Annotated in this window: 19 protein-coding genes; 4 read left to right on the top strand and 15 right to left on the bottom strand. The window is 38.0% G+C overall.

Translation table 11 applies throughout. The features are described 5' to 3' along the window. Positions 1-515 precede the first annotated feature (515 nt). The 5 genes from B7E04_RS07690 to B7E04_RS07670 form a co-directional block, all read right to left on the bottom strand. Complete coding sequence (locus B7E04_RS07690) at positions 516-1694, bottom strand: MBL fold metallo-hydrolase (RefSeq protein WP_080778128.1); 1179 nt, start codon at positions 1692-1694, stop codon at positions 516-518. A 17-nt stretch (positions 1695-1711) separates the two neighbouring features. Next, complete coding sequence (locus tag B7E04_RS07685; protein ID WP_080778127.1) at positions 1712-2365, bottom strand: NAD(P)-dependent oxidoreductase; 654 nt, start codon at positions 2363-2365, stop codon at positions 1712-1714. A gap of 59 nt (positions 2366-2424) precedes the next feature. Then, a complete protein-coding gene (locus B7E04_RS07680) occupies positions 2425-2835 on the bottom strand; it encodes an Rrf2 family transcriptional regulator (RefSeq protein WP_080778126.1) in 411 nt (136 codons plus the stop codon). A 66-nt stretch (positions 2836-2901) separates the two neighbouring features. Then, positions 2902-3852 (bottom strand): hypothetical protein, encoded by a 951-nt coding sequence (locus B7E04_RS07675; RefSeq protein WP_080778125.1) that lies wholly within the window; start codon positions 3850-3852, stop codon positions 2902-2904. Between the two features lie 246 nt (positions 3853-4098). Continuing rightward, entirely contained in the window at positions 4099-4533 is a 435-nt protein-coding gene (locus tag B7E04_RS07670; RefSeq protein WP_062652905.1) for an FKBP-type peptidyl-prolyl cis-trans isomerase, read from the bottom strand. Between the two features lie 322 nt (positions 4534-4855). On the opposite strand from B7E04_RS07670, the gene B7E04_RS07665 reads away from it, so the two are divergent. Then, positions 4856-5869 (top strand): catalase family protein, encoded by a 1014-nt coding sequence (locus B7E04_RS07665; protein ID WP_080778124.1) that lies wholly within the window; start codon positions 4856-4858, stop codon positions 5867-5869. A 109-nt stretch (positions 5870-5978) separates the two neighbouring features. Here B7E04_RS07665 and B7E04_RS07660 read toward each other — a convergent pair whose 3' ends face one another. From B7E04_RS07660 to B7E04_RS07620, 9 genes are all read right to left on the bottom strand, one after another. Beyond that, a complete protein-coding gene (locus tag B7E04_RS07660) occupies positions 5979-6392 on the bottom strand; it encodes a nuclear transport factor 2 family protein (protein WP_080778123.1) in 414 nt (137 codons plus the stop codon). Positions 6393-6395: 3 nt separating this feature from the next. Next, the gene (locus B7E04_RS07655) at positions 6396-6923 is read right to left on the bottom strand and encodes a TetR/AcrR family transcriptional regulator (protein WP_080778122.1); all 528 of its coding nucleotides are present in this window, start codon (positions 6921-6923) and stop codon (positions 6396-6398) included. Between the two features lie 192 nt (positions 6924-7115). Next, on the bottom strand, positions 7116-8147 hold the full coding sequence (locus B7E04_RS07650; RefSeq protein WP_062652909.1) for a TerC/Alx family metal homeostasis membrane protein: 1032 nt from the start codon (positions 8145-8147) through the stop codon (positions 7116-7118). A 174-nt stretch (positions 8148-8321) separates the two neighbouring features. Then, on the bottom strand, positions 8322-8930 hold the full coding sequence (locus B7E04_RS07645; RefSeq protein WP_080778121.1) for a TerD family protein: 609 nt from the start codon (positions 8928-8930) through the stop codon (positions 8322-8324). Positions 8931-9041: 111 nt separating this feature from the next. Beyond that, positions 9042-9965: a hypothetical protein gene (locus tag B7E04_RS07640; protein ID WP_139785362.1), complete on the bottom strand. Its 924-nt coding sequence runs from the start codon at positions 9963-9965 to the stop codon at positions 9042-9044. Between the two features lie 40 nt (positions 9966-10005). Then, positions 10006-11175, bottom strand: coding sequence for a toxic anion resistance protein (locus tag B7E04_RS07635; protein ID WP_185117071.1), 1170 nt, complete (start codon positions 11173-11175; stop codon positions 10006-10008). Between the two features lie 2 nt (positions 11176-11177). Then, complete coding sequence (locus B7E04_RS07630) at positions 11178-11735, bottom strand: TerD family protein (RefSeq protein ID WP_062652912.1); 558 nt, start codon at positions 11733-11735, stop codon at positions 11178-11180. Continuing rightward, the gene (locus tag B7E04_RS07625) at positions 11725-12549 is read right to left on the bottom strand and encodes a phosphoribosyltransferase family protein (protein WP_080778119.1); all 825 of its coding nucleotides are present in this window, start codon (positions 12547-12549) and stop codon (positions 11725-11727) included. The genes B7E04_RS07630 and B7E04_RS07625 overlap by 11 nt, the downstream gene beginning before the upstream one ends. Positions 12550-12555: 6 nt before the next feature. Continuing rightward, positions 12556-13224 carry an HAD family hydrolase gene (locus tag B7E04_RS07620; protein WP_080778118.1) on the bottom strand — a complete coding sequence of 223 codons (669 nt, stop codon included), beginning with the start codon at positions 13222-13224 and terminating at the stop codon, positions 12556-12558. Positions 13225-13933: 709 nt separating this feature from the next. Between B7E04_RS07620 and B7E04_RS07615 the strand changes: the two genes are divergently transcribed. Next, entirely contained in the window at positions 13934-15463 is a 1530-nt protein-coding gene (locus B7E04_RS07615) for a SulP family inorganic anion transporter (RefSeq protein ID WP_080778117.1), read from the top strand. A 289-nt stretch (positions 15464-15752) separates the two neighbouring features. On the opposite strand, the gene B7E04_RS07610 is transcribed toward B7E04_RS07615, so the two are convergent. Beyond that, complete coding sequence (locus B7E04_RS07610) at positions 15753-15959, bottom strand: hypothetical protein (RefSeq protein WP_080778116.1); 207 nt, start codon at positions 15957-15959, stop codon at positions 15753-15755. A gap of 97 nt (positions 15960-16056) precedes the next feature. Here B7E04_RS07610 and B7E04_RS07605 point away from each other — a divergent pair, with 97 nt between their 5' ends. After that, a complete protein-coding gene (locus B7E04_RS07605) occupies positions 16057-16488 on the top strand; it encodes a transposase (protein WP_080778115.1) in 432 nt (143 codons plus the stop codon). Positions 16489-16499: 11 nt separating this feature from the next. Then, positions 16500-16847 carry a hypothetical protein gene (locus B7E04_RS07600; RefSeq protein ID WP_080778114.1) on the top strand — a complete coding sequence of 116 codons (348 nt, stop codon included), beginning with the start codon at positions 16500-16502 and terminating at the stop codon, positions 16845-16847. The last annotated feature ends 4 nt before the right edge of the window (positions 16848-16851 follow it).

Genomic DNA, 16851 nt, shown 5'->3' with positions numbered 1-16851 from the left:
TTAACCACAAGGGACAAAAGTTTTTTTTGACACTTTAGTTATTTGAAATTGAATAATAAAGTGTATAAGAAGTTCACATAAGTTTTTAAAAAATCAAAGATTTTTACCCATCATCTTGAATCTGTCCCATCAGTTTCATATGAAAAAATTAAGGTGAGTTTTGCTTTGAGGATTATTGTACTTTTAAAAATCTATCTGTTTTTCTTAATGAAACTTAATTCCTTCATTATCCTTAATGGTTCAAATTTAAAATCTGCATCATCAGCTATATCTGCGTGAAATTCTTTTAATTTTAACGCAAAATTTAATATTTAATGCTGAATATTTTAGGTAGCAAAGAGGAATCAATAAATTGATTTGATGAAGCATATGATTTCATTCCGTTTATAAATCTGGTTAGGTTCATTAAAAATCTTCGAAATCAGCCAGATCTGCTAGAAATTTATTTTACACTCTCGCTACTCTTTTTAATCCACAACATAAAAAAACTGCTATCAATGACAGCAGTTTTTTATTTATTTCAGAATTTTCAAAGTTCCTTTCAGATGCCTGAAGGTTCCGCCCGGTTCTGCAATATTGGTGTAGACTGTATTTTTGTTATAATCCTGAATATGAGTAACGTTAGAGCCTGATTTAGGTTCGTGCCAGTAGACCATAAAGACATTTTTAGCCACCTCTACGGCTGTATATTTTACGGTATCTGTATTTCCTTTTACATTTCCAGAAGTTCCTTTGAAAGACATTTCTTTATTATCCTTAAAATCAAGGGTGAATTTCAATGTTCCGAAATCCGTCTCCACCTGATGCCCTATAGCTGGGTAAGGAGATTTCAGATCCCAGTTCATCTCCCTGAAGAAAACTTTCGTTCCCATTTCCAGTTCCTCTTTTCCGGGAAGATCCGGATATTTTTTAAGCATGAAATCAACAACACCGGAAGAGGATGTTTTATTCTTTGAGATTGCTTCCTGATAGTTTTCTAGATAAGTCTTCATAAAATCCAGAGATTTTGGAGACAGGGATAATTTTGCAAAATGAGATGGAACCACCTGTTCAGGTTTCAACGCTTTCATGGCATCAATCTGTGCGATCCACTGATCTATTGCCCTCATATTCTGTGTATCCGCCATCCAGACATGGGAATCTGCAGAAACTGAAATTCCTCCGGCTATAGTTTTTAAAGACGGAATCCAGACAAAGCTATGAGCCGGATCTTCAGCATTCTGCTTAATTTCAATTTTGTTTCCTTCGAGATCAGGAATTTCATTTACTGCTTCCGGAACAATGACTTCGGAAGGTGCATCTTCTTTTAATTGTGGTTTCCACACGTCTAATTTATCGTCTTTCGATGCAGCAATCAGATAGACCGTTTGTGCTGTTGAAATGATTTTCACATCTGGAAATGCTTTTCTGATCACATCCAGTCCAAAATAGAAATCCGGATCACTGTGGGATATAAAAACTGTTTGCAGATTTTTTCCGGTTGCTTTTATTTCCTTCACCAGCTGTTCCGCGTACTGTTTCTGAAACTGAGCATCAATGAGCATGGCATCTTTATCTCCATAGATAATTGTGGATGTAATGGGAAAAATAGCCTTTGCACCGGGATTATAAACTTTAATTTTTAAGCCGCCTGCCAGCACAATACCAGCCAGACCAAACACAGCCATTAATGATAATAATTTCTTTTTTAGCATTGTTGCTTTTTTTTGGATTAATAAGCTGCTGTGAAACGTTCACGGATGTGGTTGTTCTGTTCCAGCTCATCGACCAAAACTACGGCTACATCTTCTACGGAAAGACGGCTTCTTCCGTTTTCATCAAAAACCGGAGTTTCCAGGGAAGTTCTGTATACTCCTGTTCTTTCTCCTTGATTGGCCTGGTTCATCTCAATGGCAGGGCTGAAGAATGTCCAGTCCAACGTTTTGTTTTCTCTGATTTTGTTTAAATAATCCCTTGCTGCAGTGGCTCCCGGTTTGTAAGCTTCAGGAAAATCCGGGGTATCTACGATCTGTACATTGTCCGGAGTGTACAGGCTTCCTGCTCCCCCAACTACGATCAATCTTTTTACACCGGCCTGTTCCACTGCTTTTTCAATATTAACGGAACCGTTTAAAAAGTCATGATAAAGATTAGGATTAGTCCATCCAGCATTGAAAGCACTGATCACGGCATCACTTCCTTTTAAGGCTTCTGCCAGGTCATCCGTATTGTTTACATCTACACTTTTTGCCGTCACATTTTCCTTAGATTCCACTTTGGAAGCATCTCTTACCAAAGCTTCCACTGCATATCCTCTTTCTGCCAGTTCATTAACGATTTTTGTTCCTACAAAACCGGTTGCCCCGATTACTGCTACTTTTTTCATATGATTTTATTTTAAAATTAAATTGTAATAATTTTTGTTACATTTATGGATAAAAAATTTTATTCAAACTGATCGCAGAACTCCTGTAATGACTTGTCACCTAAAAAACGGCTAACCAGTTGATCTGTTTCTTCAAATAAATGATTTAAATGGTCATTGATTTCTTTTCCCACACTGCAGGCAGGATTCGGGTTATTATTCTTTTTTCCTAAAACTTCTGTATTTTTTACCGCCTTATAAATTTCTGAGATAGTGATCTCATCCGCACTTCTGGCAAGCTGGCTTCCCCCTTCTTTCCCCTGTCTGCTGATAATAAGTCCTGCTTCTCTCAATACACTCAATTCCTTTCTCACCATCACCGGATTGATGTTGATACTACCGGCCATCCACTCGGAAGTGAGCCACTCCTGAGGGCTTTTAGCCAGTAAGGTCATGATATGTATTGCCGTAGCAAATCTTGTATTATTCATTCTGATTACATTGCAAAGATATACAAAATTTTAATTGTAACAAATTTTATTACAGTTAATTTTTTCTTAAAGGATTAATTTATCCAGATCCAGCAATAAATAATTGATATTCTGGTTAATGGTTCTTGTCGCCGACTGCATCTGGTTGAGCATGGCTGCCCGGTTGTGAAGATCATCTGCCCGGTAAAAACCTCCGTCGCTGAAGATCACAGACTGATCGGCTTCCGTCTTGTTATCGTCAAATTGATAATGCAGCCAGCGTTCTTTCATGCTTCCGATAATTGAATGCTGTTCCTTATTGGAAAATTTTTTCTCCGTATACATATACCAGATGAATGGCGGAAAATTCGGGGATTCCAGTTTTTCCCTCCATATATCCCTTAAAAGGTTTCTCTGATGGATAAATTCTACTTTCTTCCCTTTCGGATTGAGTGTGGCAAGGCCAAACCCGGCCCCCAGAACCCCACCACCGATATCAATCGCGTTGCTCCAGCTGTTATCTTTTACAATTCCTCCGGCAACCGAAGCCGCGGCTCCCGTTACAATGGAGAGCAAAATCAGTTTATTATTCCTGGAATCATTCAGGTTATCCACATAATTCCCGATCTGGGCTACCCTTTCGCCTTCACAGTCGAATTCTGCAGCTACAGCATCCAGCTCTGTAAGGGCAATGGTAATTTTGCTGTTGATTTTAATTTTAAGCTGTAAAACTTTCACCTGAGAAGCAAGGGAAGAATCCTTTTTCAGGTCCATAATCTGATGAACCTCATCCAGATTGTCCAAAGCATTTAAAATCAAAATACTCTGATCGGAAAACATGCCTTGCAGCACTTTATTTGCAGCTAGAATAGAATCCGAATTATAGGAAGGAATTCTGCTGCTGTAATTATATTTAAAAGGTGCTTTACAGTAACTGTCCTTTAAAGTCAGGATATTCTGCTTAATGGCCTGGTTCTTCTTGGAAACACACGAAGTGAACAGAACTAATACCGCCAAAAAATAAAAGATTTTCTTCATTCAGTTTTTATTTGTTGGTTAATCGCAAAGACGCAAGAAAATTAATTGTGTACTTTTTTAAGGCGCAAGGATTTTATCTCCGATAAAATTTAAAACTGCATATTTTTATACTGTTTTTCAGGCATCCCAAATATTTACAAAAATTCCAACACTCTTTGTTTTTTGTAATTAATCCATACGAATATAGTACAAATAAAAAAATTTACCCGGATGCGGGTAAATTTTTAAGCTATTTTTAAGCCTGGATTATTTTATATCCAGAAGTTCCACCTCGAAAACAAGGGTAGAGTTCGGTCCTATTTCCTTGCTGATCTGCTGATCTCCATACGCAAGATGTGGTGGAATGATCAGTCTCCATTTGCTGCCCACAGGCATCAGCTGAAGGGCTTCTGTCCATCCCTTAATGACTTTGTTCAAAGGAAAAGACGCCGGTGTTCCTCTTTTTACAGAGCTGTCGAAAACTTTACCCGAAATGGTGGTTCCGTGGTAGTGACATTTTACAGTAGATTTAGGTCCCGGTTTTGCTCCGTCGCCTTCTGTAATGATTTCATACTGCAGTCCGCTTGGCAACTGTACAACGCTTTCTCTCTTGCCATATTCTTCCATGTACTCTTTACCGTCGTTCAGGTTTTTTTCTGCCTGTTCTTTTTTCTTTTTAAATAACATATCTGCTACTCCCATTGTTGATATTTTTTACAAAGATAGGGGTTTTTATTGGTTGAAAGTTTAGCGTTCAAGGTTTAAGGTTCAGAGTTTAAAGTTTGGGAATGAGGAAATAGTAGTTGGAGAGTTCGGGTTGCAAGTTGCTGGTTATTGGTTTCAATGAAGAAAAAAACCGATTTAAAAACAATCTATTTTCTTTCTGTTTTCGGACCTAAAAAACAGGTAACCAAGCAGCCAGCAACTGTTACTAAAAAAAATATCGCTCAAAATTCAAACAATTTTAATATTATGTTAACACGGATTCAGAAACTTGGCGTTATAATTGGATTTTAAAAACTAAATGCCAGAACCACTAAAATATAATAAGAAACTTGATGAGCTTAATGAAGAGGAAAAAAAACTTCTTGAAATCAATAAAAAGACCATTGCCGATTTCGTTGAGCAGTCATCATGTATAAGTGACGTCAATTATGCCACGAGAAATGCCCATGCCAAAACGTACGCTGCTGCTGCAGGCACATTCTTCATTGACAAGAATATTCCGGAGGAACTTCTACCCTATTTTGACGGGGAGCAATTTGACCTTACAATAAGACTTTCAAATGCGAATCTTAAAATCAAGAACAACGGAAAGGACGTTCCTGCATATGGTTTTGCTGTAAAAATAAAGGATGAAAACGGCGGACTCATCGCCAATTTTCCTCTGGTCAATTTTCCATTGTTTCCAATGAATTCCGTTTCTCATTTTCTGAAACTGTTTACTGCGGTGAATCGGTTTTATATTAAAAAATGGAGCAGCTTTTTTTCACTGGCTGCACAGGCTGTTAAGGTGATTCCCAACATGTGTACCCTGTCTTTTATCAGAAACATCTTCAGGCTCATCGGCAAAAGAAATGATTTTATCCTTTCTTTCGATTATCATTCTGTAGGCGCTTACCGTTTGGGAGATTATATGATCAAAATAAAGCTGGTCCCTGATTCTGTCCATAAAAAATTCGGCCGGAAACTAAAGATAAGAACCGCTTTGAAAAACTATTTCCAGGAACACGACTACAGTGCAGATGTGATGATCCAGCTTTGCTATGACCTGAAAGACCAACCCATTAATAAGCTGAATGTGGAATGGAAAAATTCACCTTGCATCCACATCGGAAAACTTAAAATCAATAAGGGTGCGTTGCTTGACCCTGACAGTTGTACGAATGAGCTGCTGTCATTCAACCCATTTGAAAGCAAGATTTTTTTCCAGCCGGTGGGGAAAATACAGAAACTGCGTGATGAAGCCTATAAGGTTTCTGTGCAGACGAGGAGAAAGATTAATAAGCTGTTGCATGGGAAAAGTTTTGAATTATGAGTTATTAATTATGAGATATGAGTTGTTGCATGGATAGCTTTGATCAGCACAGATATCATACAAGACGGGCCGTAGTCCGGCTCGCCTTGTATGATATGATTGGGAATTTTTATCTGAATTTCCTTTCTTCTTCCTGTATGGCCACATCGTTGATGCTGGCGTATCTTTTCATCATCAGGCCGTTGTCATCAAACTCCCAGTTTTCGTTTCCGTAGGCTCGGAACCAGTTTCCTTCCCTGGTCTGGTATTCATATTCGAAACGGACAGCAATCCGGTTACCGGTATGAGCCCAATATTCTTTTTTAAGGCGGTAGTTCAGCTCTTTTTCCCACTTTTTCTGCAGGAAGCTTACAATTTCCTCTCTTCCGCTAATAAAAGTATCCCTGTTTCTCCATTCGCTGTCGGTGGTATATGCTTTTGATACTTTTTCCGGATCCTGGCTGTTCCAGGCATCTTCTGCCATCTGTATTTTCTCTTTTGCTGTTTCAAGGGTGAAAGGCGGCAGCGGGTGTTTCTGTTCCATTTTTTAAGGGATTAATTGGTTAACGATTTTTTTTGAACGCTCTATTAATTCATTGGATCTAAAAAGCTGGCTTTCAATAATACTGCTTTCAAAAAGCAGATAGATATGATCGGAAAGTGCTTCATCTTTCACCAGGTTTGAAAAATAACTTCTCAGGTCTGATTTATGCTGCTGAATTACCTGCAAAATCTTCATATTATCCATCGGAATTTCTGATAAGATATTAAGAAAACTGCAGCCTCTGAAATCCTCTTTCTCATTCATGTACATAAGAAAATCAAAGGATCTGATTATGCGTTGCTTCGGATTATCTTCTTCGGTACAAAAATGATTCAGTTCACCGAACCAGTATTCATGTCTTACCCTGAGAAATTCTACGCAAAGGTCTTCTTTGGACTTAAAATGCTGGTAAAAGCTTGCTTTGGCTACTTTTGCTTCGGAAATAATCTGATTAATTCCAGTGGAATTGTAGCCTTGCCTGCCAAACAGGTCAAAGGTTATTTCCAGAATTCTTTCTCTCGGAGATGACATACAATTCAATTTTGTTGTACAAATGTACAACAAATTCATCAAAACAGACAGACTGGTCTGTATATTTTTATCAAAAAAATAGATCTAGGACAAAAGAACACTGATCGGCGAAATACCAAACCTCTTCACATAATCTCATAAAAAAACTCCTGAAACTGAGTTCCAGGAGTTATATTTTAACAGAGAATTTTATTATTCTTCTAATTTCTCTTTTTCCTTTTCTTCTTTTTCAGGGAAGATAATGGAAACCAATACGGAGATCACCAGTACTCCTCCCACGATTCCCAATGAAATTGGAGACGGAATGTGAATCCATGGTGCAATCAGCATTTTTACCCCAATAAAGGAAAGGATAATCGCCAGTCCGTAAGGAAGCTTGCTGAACATATGGATGAAATTCGCCAACAGGAAATACAGGGATCTTAACCCCAGGATTGCAAAAATATTAGACGTATAAAGGATGAACGGGTCATTGGAGATTGCAAAGATCGCCGGAATAGAGTCTACCGCAAAAAGAACGTCGGTAAATTCAATTACCCCAACCACCACTAAAAGCGGTGTTGCCATCTTGATTCCGTTCTGAATGGTGAAGAATTTATCTCCATCGTAATTATCGGAAACTTTCCAGAAGCTTTTGATGAGTCTTGCTCCTGCTGTATTGCTGTAATCCTCATCATCATCGTCACCTCCGTCGCCCCATGATTTGATCCCGGCATACACAAGGAACAATCCGAATAAGGTCATTACCACGTTAATCTGTACCGGATGTCCGAAAATATTCATTTCAGGAAGATAGGTCAGGTTAATTAGACCAACTCCCGCAAAGATAAATATCGCCCTGAAGATCAGTGCTCCGATGATTCCCCAGAAAAGGACTTTGTGATGAAGGTATTTCGGAACCTTGAAGAACCCGAAAACCAGGATGAATACGAATAAGTTATCCACAGAAAGGGCCTTTTCAATCCAGTAGGCCGCCTGATACTGGGTAAATTTCTCTACCGCCAATTCATGGCCGTCCGCTTGATTGAAAACCCAATACACCACTCCTGAGAATATCATGGACAATGAAATCCATACGATAGACCAGATGGTAGCTTCTTTGGAGGTTACTTCATGGCTTTTTTTGTTGAATACTCCTAAATCCAGGAGCAGCATGATAACCACCGTTACCGCAAATCCCCACACCAAGCCCGGGTGCAATTCTAAAATACTTTGATGTTCCACTTCAGTTTATTATTATATGATAAAAGCAATAGATGTACAGCGTGTACAAATATTGCTAATTTTTAATGTTTTTATTTTTTTGATATCAACGTTAAATAAATGTTCAGCTCAATTCATAAAAATATTCTTTTTTTCTGAACGGGCCAAAGTTCATTTCTGTTGATGATCTTTTGCTTATAAATAATTGGCCTGCACCGTCTGGATGGTCTGTTCCAGCTTGCGGTCTGATGTAGGATCTCCGATTGCGTTGAATTTCCATTCTCCGTTTCTCTTGTAGAAGACTCCCATTACCATCGCTACATGCCCTTTGAATGAAGCATCATTCGCAATATCGTATTTAGCAAACACCTCTCTTACATTGGTAGGCGTTCCTTCATAGATACGGATGGAAGCGAAAGGAATGGTTCCGAAATCCTGTCCCTGGTAGCTGTTCAGTACCAAAGCAACGTGCTCTACATTAGGTTCCAGCTGACTGAAATCTACTGTGATCACCTCATTATCCAGACCATCATCACCGTTGACGTCTCCGGTAAGATCGTCCCCGCTATGTTTTACAGAACCGTTTCTTGATTTCAGGTTTCCGAAATACACTACTTCTGTAACGTTCTTATTTGAATCATATAAAATACAGCTTCCGTCTAAGTCCACTGCTTCTTTTTTAGTTCCGAAAATTCCTTTTTTTTCTATTGCTCCCCAGTTGATTCCTACACAGGCTTGGGTAAGTTCGGCACCGTTTTCCTTTTTCAGGTTAATTCTCTGACCTTTTTGTAAGTTAATAGCCATCTTTTTATGTTTAGTATTGTTGTTTTTTTTGCGAAAAGGCTAAATTGCTAAAGGGCAAATTCGCTTTTTAACCTTTGCCTTTTTGCGATTTTGCCTTTCAGCCTTTTCGCTTTAATTATTATTCAAATTCAAATTCAGCATTGCCCGCAGGATGTTCGTTTCCTCATCAAATGCGAATATTTTGCTCATAATATCAATGCTTTCGAGGTTTTTAAGATAATCTTTCAGTACGTTTTCCACTTCAGCCGGAATGGTTCGTTTTCTTTCGTTGATGGAGTTTTCAAGCAGCTCATTTTTGGTTTTAAGCTGATTGATGATTGAACTCTGATTCGACTGGTTCTCTGAAATATCAAGCTTTTCCAGATCGCCGTCAAATAAATAAAGTTTTTTATCATCCACCCCGAAAATAAAATAATCATCGGTCTGGAAGATCTTAAAGAGCTCATACTCTATCGTCCCAAGCAGATAACCGCAGACAAAACGCACTTTGAACGCCTGAATATTCAGCCTTCCCAGCAATTTCCTTTCTATGGTATAATCTTTATACTGATAGGCCGGAAAAGGCTTGGCTTTCAGCTGTTCCTCATCGGTTCCGGTTCTGTAGAATTCCTGACCGTATTTTTTATGAAAATACAGGACATTATTCCAGTCTGCTGTAAAGATATCTTCAGTAAGATCTTTGTAGAGCATTTTCAGATGCTGGGAGAATATACCGCTGTACATCTTCCGATCGGTCTGAAAACTGTCTACGCGTCTTTCCTCAAAGCTTTCAATATACTTGGTATTGACGTCAATTTCGTTAATAACAGTCAGCATATCATTTTCTTTCTGGCGTTTTATTTTCGTCAGGAGTTCTATGAGACTGTCGGTATACTGAAGATGAAAAAGTTCCAGCTTGCTGTAGTCCAGAGCGGTATTTTCCTGAAATAGATTATGAATAATATCTGTTTTGATGTAAATAGATATGATATCAATATGTTCAAAAAAATTAGCCAGAAGTTTAAGCTTTGTTAATCTTCTTTTACTCTGGGACATTATGGTTGCTGCATCATCACCCACCTTGGTAACCTGTTATTTAACCTCTTACGTTTGCTTTTAATTCGTGTTCCAATGTCTGAAGATCCTGATCCAGTTTTCTTCTGCCTTCTGCTCCCTGCTTCTGGATCTGCTTCACTTCGTTTAGGGTATTGATCAGCATTGAAGTGGTTTCTCTCAATGTTTCTACGGATACAATCGTCTGCTCGTTTGCTCTTGCCACATTCACAGAATTCTGACCAAGGCGTTCAGCATTTTTCTTCAGAATGGCTTCTGTAGTGGAAGACACTTTCTGCTGGATCTCAATATTCTGCTGCTGTCTGAACATCGCCACCGCCAGCGAAAGCTGGTTTTTCCAAACCGGAAGTGTAGTGGTAAGGATGGTCTGCGCCTTTTCAGCAATAGAAACGTTATTATTCTGTACGAGTCTGATCTGCGGAAGCGACTGCATCATGATGATACGCACCACTTTAAGATCGGCCATTCTTCTGTCCAGTCTCGCAATGAAATCTCTTTTATCTGCAATCTGATAATCCTGGTAGTTCTGCGGAGCGGCTTCCATTACGGCCAGTTCTCCGGCAGCTTTTTCCATTCTTACATTTCCTGCAATCACCAGTTCTTCAATAGCCTTGATGGAATTTACATTGCTTTCAAAGATGGTCTGAAGAACTGCATTATCTTTGGTAGAGGTAATGATTCCTGCGTTCACTTTATGGGCAATCTGTTCAATATTGTTGATGATCTTATCATATTTGGCGAAAAGGTTTTCCACCTGGGTCATCACCTTTTTCATGAACGGGATTTTGCTCAGGAAGCTTTTCACTTTATTCTGCTGAAGCTCATCAACATCCACATAGTTCAATTCTACCAACAGGTCGTTAATCAATACACCTACTTCTCCTGAGTTTGATCTTCTTACATTTCCCAAAAAGCTGTCACTCTGGTTGGATAAAGTTTTCTGAAGCTCCGCCCCATAATTCACGATGGAACCGGGATTGGTCTCATCAATAGAATTGGCCAGAAGCTCATATTTCTGTCTCTCTTCTGTCTGTAAGTGAGCCAGATTTACATTCCCCTCTTTATCTACAAGAACCGGCGGTGCTGCATTCTGTACAGGCTGGCTCGGTGGAGCCATCGGCGTTGGTTCAAATGTTTTAAGAGGCTCAATTGATCCCATTGGATCTATAGGCTGATTTTCCTGATTGTCCATAATTACTTTTGATAAATTGATACAAATTTGTCAAGGCCGTCCCTTTGTCCTGCCCCAACTGCTTCAAATTTCCATTCTCCGTTTCTGTTGTAGATTCTTCCGAATTCCACAGCCGTTTCAATAGAGAAATCTTCATCCAATTCATATTTCAGGATCTCTTCATTCGTATCCGAATTGAAAATTCTGATAAAAGAATTTCTTACCTGCCCGAAGTTCTGCTTTCTTGCATCTGCATCGTGGATGGTTACTACTACTGTAATTTCCTGAATGGCAGAATCAATTTTGGTAAGATCAATTTTAATCTGCTCATCATCTCCCGAACCTTCTCCTGTAAGGTTATCCCCTGTGTGGATTACAGATTTATCCGGAGACTCTAAATTATTATAGAAAATAAAGTGATTGTCCGAAACCAGTTTTTTGTCCTCACCCAGTAAAAATAAAGAAGCATCCAGGTCAAATGCAGTTCCTGTTGAAGTATTATTGATATCCCATCCTAAACCTACTGTGAATTTAGGTGCGTTAATGTTTTCTCTTTGTCCTTTTTGTAAGTTAATAGCCATAATATAGTTCCGTTTGTGTTAAAGTATTGATGTTATTTTCGTATTCTTTTATTAAATGATAATTATTGCTGATCGCCAGCTCTAGAAGCAGATCCATCTGCTCCTTTTTTACTTTAGACGTAAGATAATCAAAATTACCTGAATCGAGGCCTAAAATATATTTTACAATTCGTGTATTAAATTCAAAATCCGGCTTCACCATTACTTCTGCGATGTGTTTTATATTTTTCACCGCATAGTAATTGAAAAAGTTTTCAATCTTGGGATCAAGATCCAAATTCATCAGTTCCGCATAATAGAGGAACATGAAATCGGCTTCCACATTATACTCATTCAAAATCCTGTTCACCGTAAACTCGTGGCTTCCTGTAATTTTGATATCGTCTATAAAAATACAAAGTTTTCCGCGTAAAAAGTCCTTATCGATGTAATAAGTATCATTAGCGATCAGATTTTTACGGTCCTCGAAATTAAGGTTGCCGTAATCTGTGATATACGTATGGTTCCGGTTGATCTTCGATAAAATACTGGATTTCTTTCCTTTCTGGAAAAGATACATATCCAGATGTTTTTTAAAGAAGAAACATAAAAAATTAGAGGCTGTAGGTATAGCCATATAAGGACTTGGAAGGACCACAATTTCTTTTTCTGTGTTGAAAAGCTCTGCATGTCCTGCTATAAATCCGTCGAATAGTTCTTTAGCAAATTTTTCAGCATACGACTTGGCGCCATACTTGAAATAGCTGTATTCCGCAGGCGAGAAAGTGAATTCATCCGCCGAATGAATGTGGTGTAAGCTGTATCTTTTGTTCATATGTATTTAGTGTTTTAGAAGGTGGGCACTGAAACCGAAATCCATGGCTCCCTTATAATCTGCCAGCGCGTTGTCTCCTATATGCAGGACGCGGTGCATGGGAAGCTCCTGATCTTTGAGGTTATTTTTTACTTCCTGGAAAATAAGGGGATTCGGTTTGGAAATATTAATTTCATCGGAATAAATATGGAAATCTATATACTGATCCAGTTCTTCCTGAATCAGAAATTTACGCATGGTTTTTCCTTTGATAAATCCTGTATTGCTGAGGATATTGACTGTCTTTCCCTGATTTTTAATCTGATCGAAAAATTCCTTTATGTTTTCGAAAATAATAACAGGTTTGTATTCCAGAAACAGTTCTTCACTTTTTAAATAAAATTCTTCCAGCGTTTCCTTACCAATCTGTTTTATATCTGCATCCAATGACCCCAGAATCATTAAATAGATCTCAAAGGTATCAATATTCCCTCCTGTCACTTCATTGATTGTATTGCAAAGATCATCGTAATACTTTACGGTTTTCGCAACCTCATCAATAGGCTTATCCACATTAAAAAATGAGGAGAACAGCTCAACTCTTTTTATTTTAAATTCAGGATGAGATTTGATTAGGGTGAGCCACAAGTCAAAAGAAAAATGACAGTGGTTGTGAATGTCGATCTCCGTTTTCAATAGTTTTAAGTTAAAAGTTTTATTTAGCTCTTGAAAAAGATTTAAAATTATTTAATCATCAACAAGTGTTTAAATTAGGTATTCTTCCCAAAGATAAAATTTTTCTTATAAATGCATTACGTACTTCCCTGTTTTAAGAAATTTTTATGAATTTTTACTGAATTTTCTATTGTTTAAAGCCTGGCTTAATGATTTGTTTAAATTCAGTTAACTAAATATCTTTTATGGTTATACTTTTTTACTGATTTATTTTTCGAAACATTAAGAATATGAAAGAAGCTATCCTTAATTAAATATTTTTTATCCAGCACGGTCTGCTTAATATTCTTAATTGCTTAATGAGATCTTAACGGTGAAAATATTTTCAATTGTGAAAGAGTAATTGTGAGTTTTTTGTTCATGCAGATTTTATAGATCATGCAGATTTCTTTTAGTGGCCTATTCCCTATTCCCTATTCCCTATTTCCTCCCACCTACTTTCCAAACTGCAAAAAAGATTTTCATTTTATTTTTTTACCTTTGCGGTCTATGAAACGATTCGCAGTTACATCTTCGCAAATCACACCGCCTTAAGTGGCAGGAATACTTATTTTTCAGTATCCGGAATTTCTTTCCGGACCTCCTTCTTTATATATCATTTAATTTTAATCATCACACCTTATATAATTCATTGATATGAAAAGGTGTTTTATAATACTCTCAAAAGTTTATGGAAAACATATTATCCGGTTTTCAATTGCGTAATGTAAATCTCAAAAATGAAATCCTGGCCGGCCTGACGGTTGCCATGACCATGATCCCGGAATCGTTATCATTTGCTATTCTTGCCGGGCTGTCTCCACTTACCGGTTTATATGCCGCATTTTTAATGGGAATTGTCACTGCTGTTTTCGGCGGAAGGCCGGGAATGGTTTCCGGTGGTGCGGGAGCAACGGTTGTTGTTCTGATTGCACTGGCTTCATCCCATGGGGTTCAGTATCTTTTCGGAGCGGTGATACTGGCGGGAATTATTCAGATATTGGTAGGAACTTTTAAGCTTGGAAAATTTGTCCGGCTTATTCCCCAGCCCGTTATGTATGGTTTCCTGAATGGTCTTGCCGTTATTATTTTCATGGCCCAGGTTGCCCAGTTTAAAACTGTAAAAGACGGGATCAGCACATGGATGAACGGTTCGGCTCTGATGATCATGGCGGGTTTAACGGCTCTTACGATCATAATTGTCTTAAGTTTCCGTAAAATAACCAAAGCAGTTCCTTCTTCCTTGGTGGCCATCATTATTGTTTCTGCCCTGGTTTATTTTTTTAATATTGACACAAAAAAAGTCTTAGATATTGCTTCAGTAAGCGGTTCTCTGCCTTCTTTCCATCTCCCTGAAATTCCTTTCAGCATAGAAACCTTAAAAATTATTTTCCCGTATTCCCTGGTGATGGCCGGCGTGGGGCTGATAGAATCATTATTGACCCTGAATATGGTAGATGAAATTACCGGAACAAAAGGAAAATCCAATCAGGAAGCAGTAGCGCAGGGTGTTGCGAATATCACCAACGGATTTTTTGGCGGAATGGGCGGTTGTGCTATGGTAGCGCAGACTCTTGTCAACATCGGTGCTGGCGCAAAAACCAGAATTTCCGCTGTTATAGGTGCCCTGACCATCCTTCTCATCATCCTTGCCGGAGGTTCTGTTATTGAACAGATTCCTATGGCTGCTCTGGTGGGGGTCATGATGATGGTTGCCATTACTACTTTTGAGTGGGCATCATTTCGTATTATTACCAAAATGCCCAAATCCGATATATTTGTAGGCGTGCTTGTTGCCATTATTACAGTAGTACTTCACAATCTTGCTTTGGCGGTTTTAATCGGGGTTGTTATTTCAGCGCTGGTATTTTCCTGGGATAGTGCGAAGAGGATCAGGGCCAGAAAATCTACTGATGAGATGGGCAATAAAGTATATGAAATTTACGGGCCTCTTTTCTTCGGCAGTACCACAGCATTTGCAGATAAATTTGATATTGCCAATGATCCGCAGCATATAATTATAGATTTTAAGGAATCCCGCATCGTAGATATGTCAGCCATTGAAGCGTTAAAAAAAATCATTGAAAAATATAAGACGCAGGAAAAGCAGGTGGTGCTCAAACATCTGAGCCCGGACTGCATCAAACTTCTGGACAATGCCAGTGGTTTTATAGAAGTAAATATCGAGGAAGATCCCACGTACCGGGTGATGCCCAAATAATTTAAGAAGGATCGCTTTATCGGGCAGTCTCTTTTTTTTAAATCCGTTTTCCGGAACCTCACCATTATATTTTTAATTAAAATTATATTAACTTAAAATAATTCACATATAAGAGGGTTTAATATGTTAATTTTAATTAAATTTTATTTTTATAGCGTTTTTTTATTCATTTTTAAGAATTAGCTTCTATTTTTTATTTAAATTTGAAGCGAACAAACGGATTATTTGAACATTTTTAAAGATTCACATAAAAATGATTTGTTTACACTAAGGACAATAGTTTAAAATATTACGAATAAAGCTGCATGAAAATGGTATCTATTACATAAGAATTCCGCGGATGGAAATGGGAAGTATAAAAAATTCTTAAGACAAAATAACCTGAAAACCAAATTATCGGCAGATCCTGAGACAGCCTGCCGGCCATGCGAATACCCGTTACAGCACTGAGCCTCATCTTCCCTTTTTGCTGCTGCTGAGATTTTTTTCTCAGCATGATTTTTATTTTTGGACAATTTATTCATTCACAGCATGAATGTGATATATGATCTATTTTCTTTAGTCTATAAATTAATAAAAATAGTACTCTATACATGTTATATAAGGAAATTCATATAGGAAGTTTTATCAAGCAGATGGTAGATGAAAATGAGATATCCATGGAGAGGATCTGCAATTTTCTCAATAAAGATGAAGCATTTATTGAAAATGTATATCAAAGTAAATCCATAGATGCTGAGCTTCTGCTGAGATGGAGCAAATTACTGGAATATGATTTTTTCAGGCTTTACAGCTCTCATCTTATCCTGTATGCACCGCCATCTGCTGCCACCAAAAACCAGAAGAAATCTGATAAGATTCCGTATTTCAGAAAAAATATTTACACCCAGGAAATCAAAGATTTTATTATGAAAAGGATCTTATCCGGAGAGATGACCTACGCCGAAGTGATCAGGGAATACTCTATTCCCAAAAGTACACTTCACCGCTGGCTTCAGAAAAACAATGACAATACTAACGGATAACCCCAACCATTATGCGCCCGAATTACAAAAAGATCTACTATGACATGCTGAGGCTGGAGCATCCGGAAAAGCTGAAGGACCCCAAAATAAAAGAACTTCTTGGAAAGCTGAACACCACTGAGGATATTCTGAATTTTAACGAAAAAATATTTGAACAATCGAAGGAAAGCCAGCTTAACAATCAGAAGCTGAAAACCTATGACAAGAAAACAATGTTCAAGCTTTTGCAGTATCAGAGTAAGCATGGCTTTTCGACAAGCTATATGTCCAGGAAATACAAGATCAGCAGAACAACGATCATGAACTGGAAAAAAACTTTCGAAGAAGAAATAAAAGAAATAATCAATGCCGATGAATAATTCA

The organism is Chryseobacterium phocaeense (assembly GCF_900169075.1).
GTDB lineage: Bacteria > Bacteroidota > Bacteroidia > Flavobacteriales > Weeksellaceae > Chryseobacterium > Chryseobacterium phocaeense.
This window is presented reverse-complemented; position numbering and strand designations above follow the sequence as displayed.

Bases quoted from the DNA above. Each gene is read 5' to 3' on its own strand.
- B7E04_RS07680 (WP_080778126.1), bottom strand. From the start codon at position 2,835: ATGAATAATACAAGATTTGCTACGGCAATACATATCATGACCTTACTG.
- B7E04_RS07660 (WP_080778123.1), bottom strand. From the start codon at position 6,392: ATGGAACAGAAACACCCGCTGCCGCCTTTCACCCTTGAAACAGCAAAA.
- B7E04_RS07640 (WP_139785362.1), bottom strand. From the start codon at position 9,965: ATGTCCCAGAGTAAAAGAAGATTAACAAAGCTTAAACTTCTGGCTAAT.
- B7E04_RS07635 (WP_185117071.1), bottom strand. From the start codon at position 11,175: ATGGACAATCAGGAAAATCAGCCTATAGATCCAATGGGATCAATTGAG.
- B7E04_RS07645 (WP_080778121.1), bottom strand. From the start codon at position 8,930: ATGGCTATTAACTTACAAAAAGGTCAGAGAATTAACCTGAAAAAGGAA.
- B7E04_RS07605 (WP_080778115.1), top strand. From the start codon at position 16,057: ATGTTATATAAGGAAATTCATATAGGAAGTTTTATCAAGCAGATGGTA.
- B7E04_RS07615 (WP_080778117.1), top strand. From the start codon at position 13,934: ATGGAAAACATATTATCCGGTTTTCAATTGCGTAATGTAAATCTCAAA.
- B7E04_RS07665 (WP_080778124.1), top strand. From the start codon at position 4,856: ATGCCAGAACCACTAAAATATAATAAGAAACTTGATGAGCTTAATGAA.
- B7E04_RS07690 (WP_080778128.1), bottom strand. From the start codon at position 1,694: ATGCTAAAAAAGAAATTATTATCATTAATGGCTGTGTTTGGTCTGGCT.
- B7E04_RS07610 (WP_080778116.1), bottom strand. From the start codon at position 15,959: ATGCTGAGAAAAAAATCTCAGCAGCAGCAAAAAGGGAAGATGAGGCTC.
- B7E04_RS07670 (WP_062652905.1), bottom strand. From the start codon at position 4,533: ATGGGAGTAGCAGATATGTTATTTAAAAAGAAAAAAGAACAGGCAGAA.
- B7E04_RS07600 (WP_080778114.1), top strand. From the start codon at position 16,500: ATGCGCCCGAATTACAAAAAGATCTACTATGACATGCTGAGGCTGGAG.
- B7E04_RS07675 (WP_080778125.1), bottom strand. From the start codon at position 3,852: ATGAAGAAAATCTTTTATTTTTTGGCGGTATTAGTTCTGTTCACTTCG.
- B7E04_RS07655 (WP_080778122.1), bottom strand. From the start codon at position 6,923: ATGTCATCTCCGAGAGAAAGAATTCTGGAAATAACCTTTGACCTGTTT.
- B7E04_RS07625 (WP_080778119.1), bottom strand. From the start codon at position 12,549: ATGAACAAAAGATACAGCTTACACCACATTCATTCGGCGGATGAATTC.
- B7E04_RS07685 (WP_080778127.1), bottom strand. From the start codon at position 2,365: ATGAAAAAAGTAGCAGTAATCGGGGCAACCGGTTTTGTAGGAACAAAA.
- B7E04_RS07630 (WP_062652912.1), bottom strand. From the start codon at position 11,735: ATGGCTATTAACTTACAAAAAGGACAAAGAGAAAACATTAACGCACCT.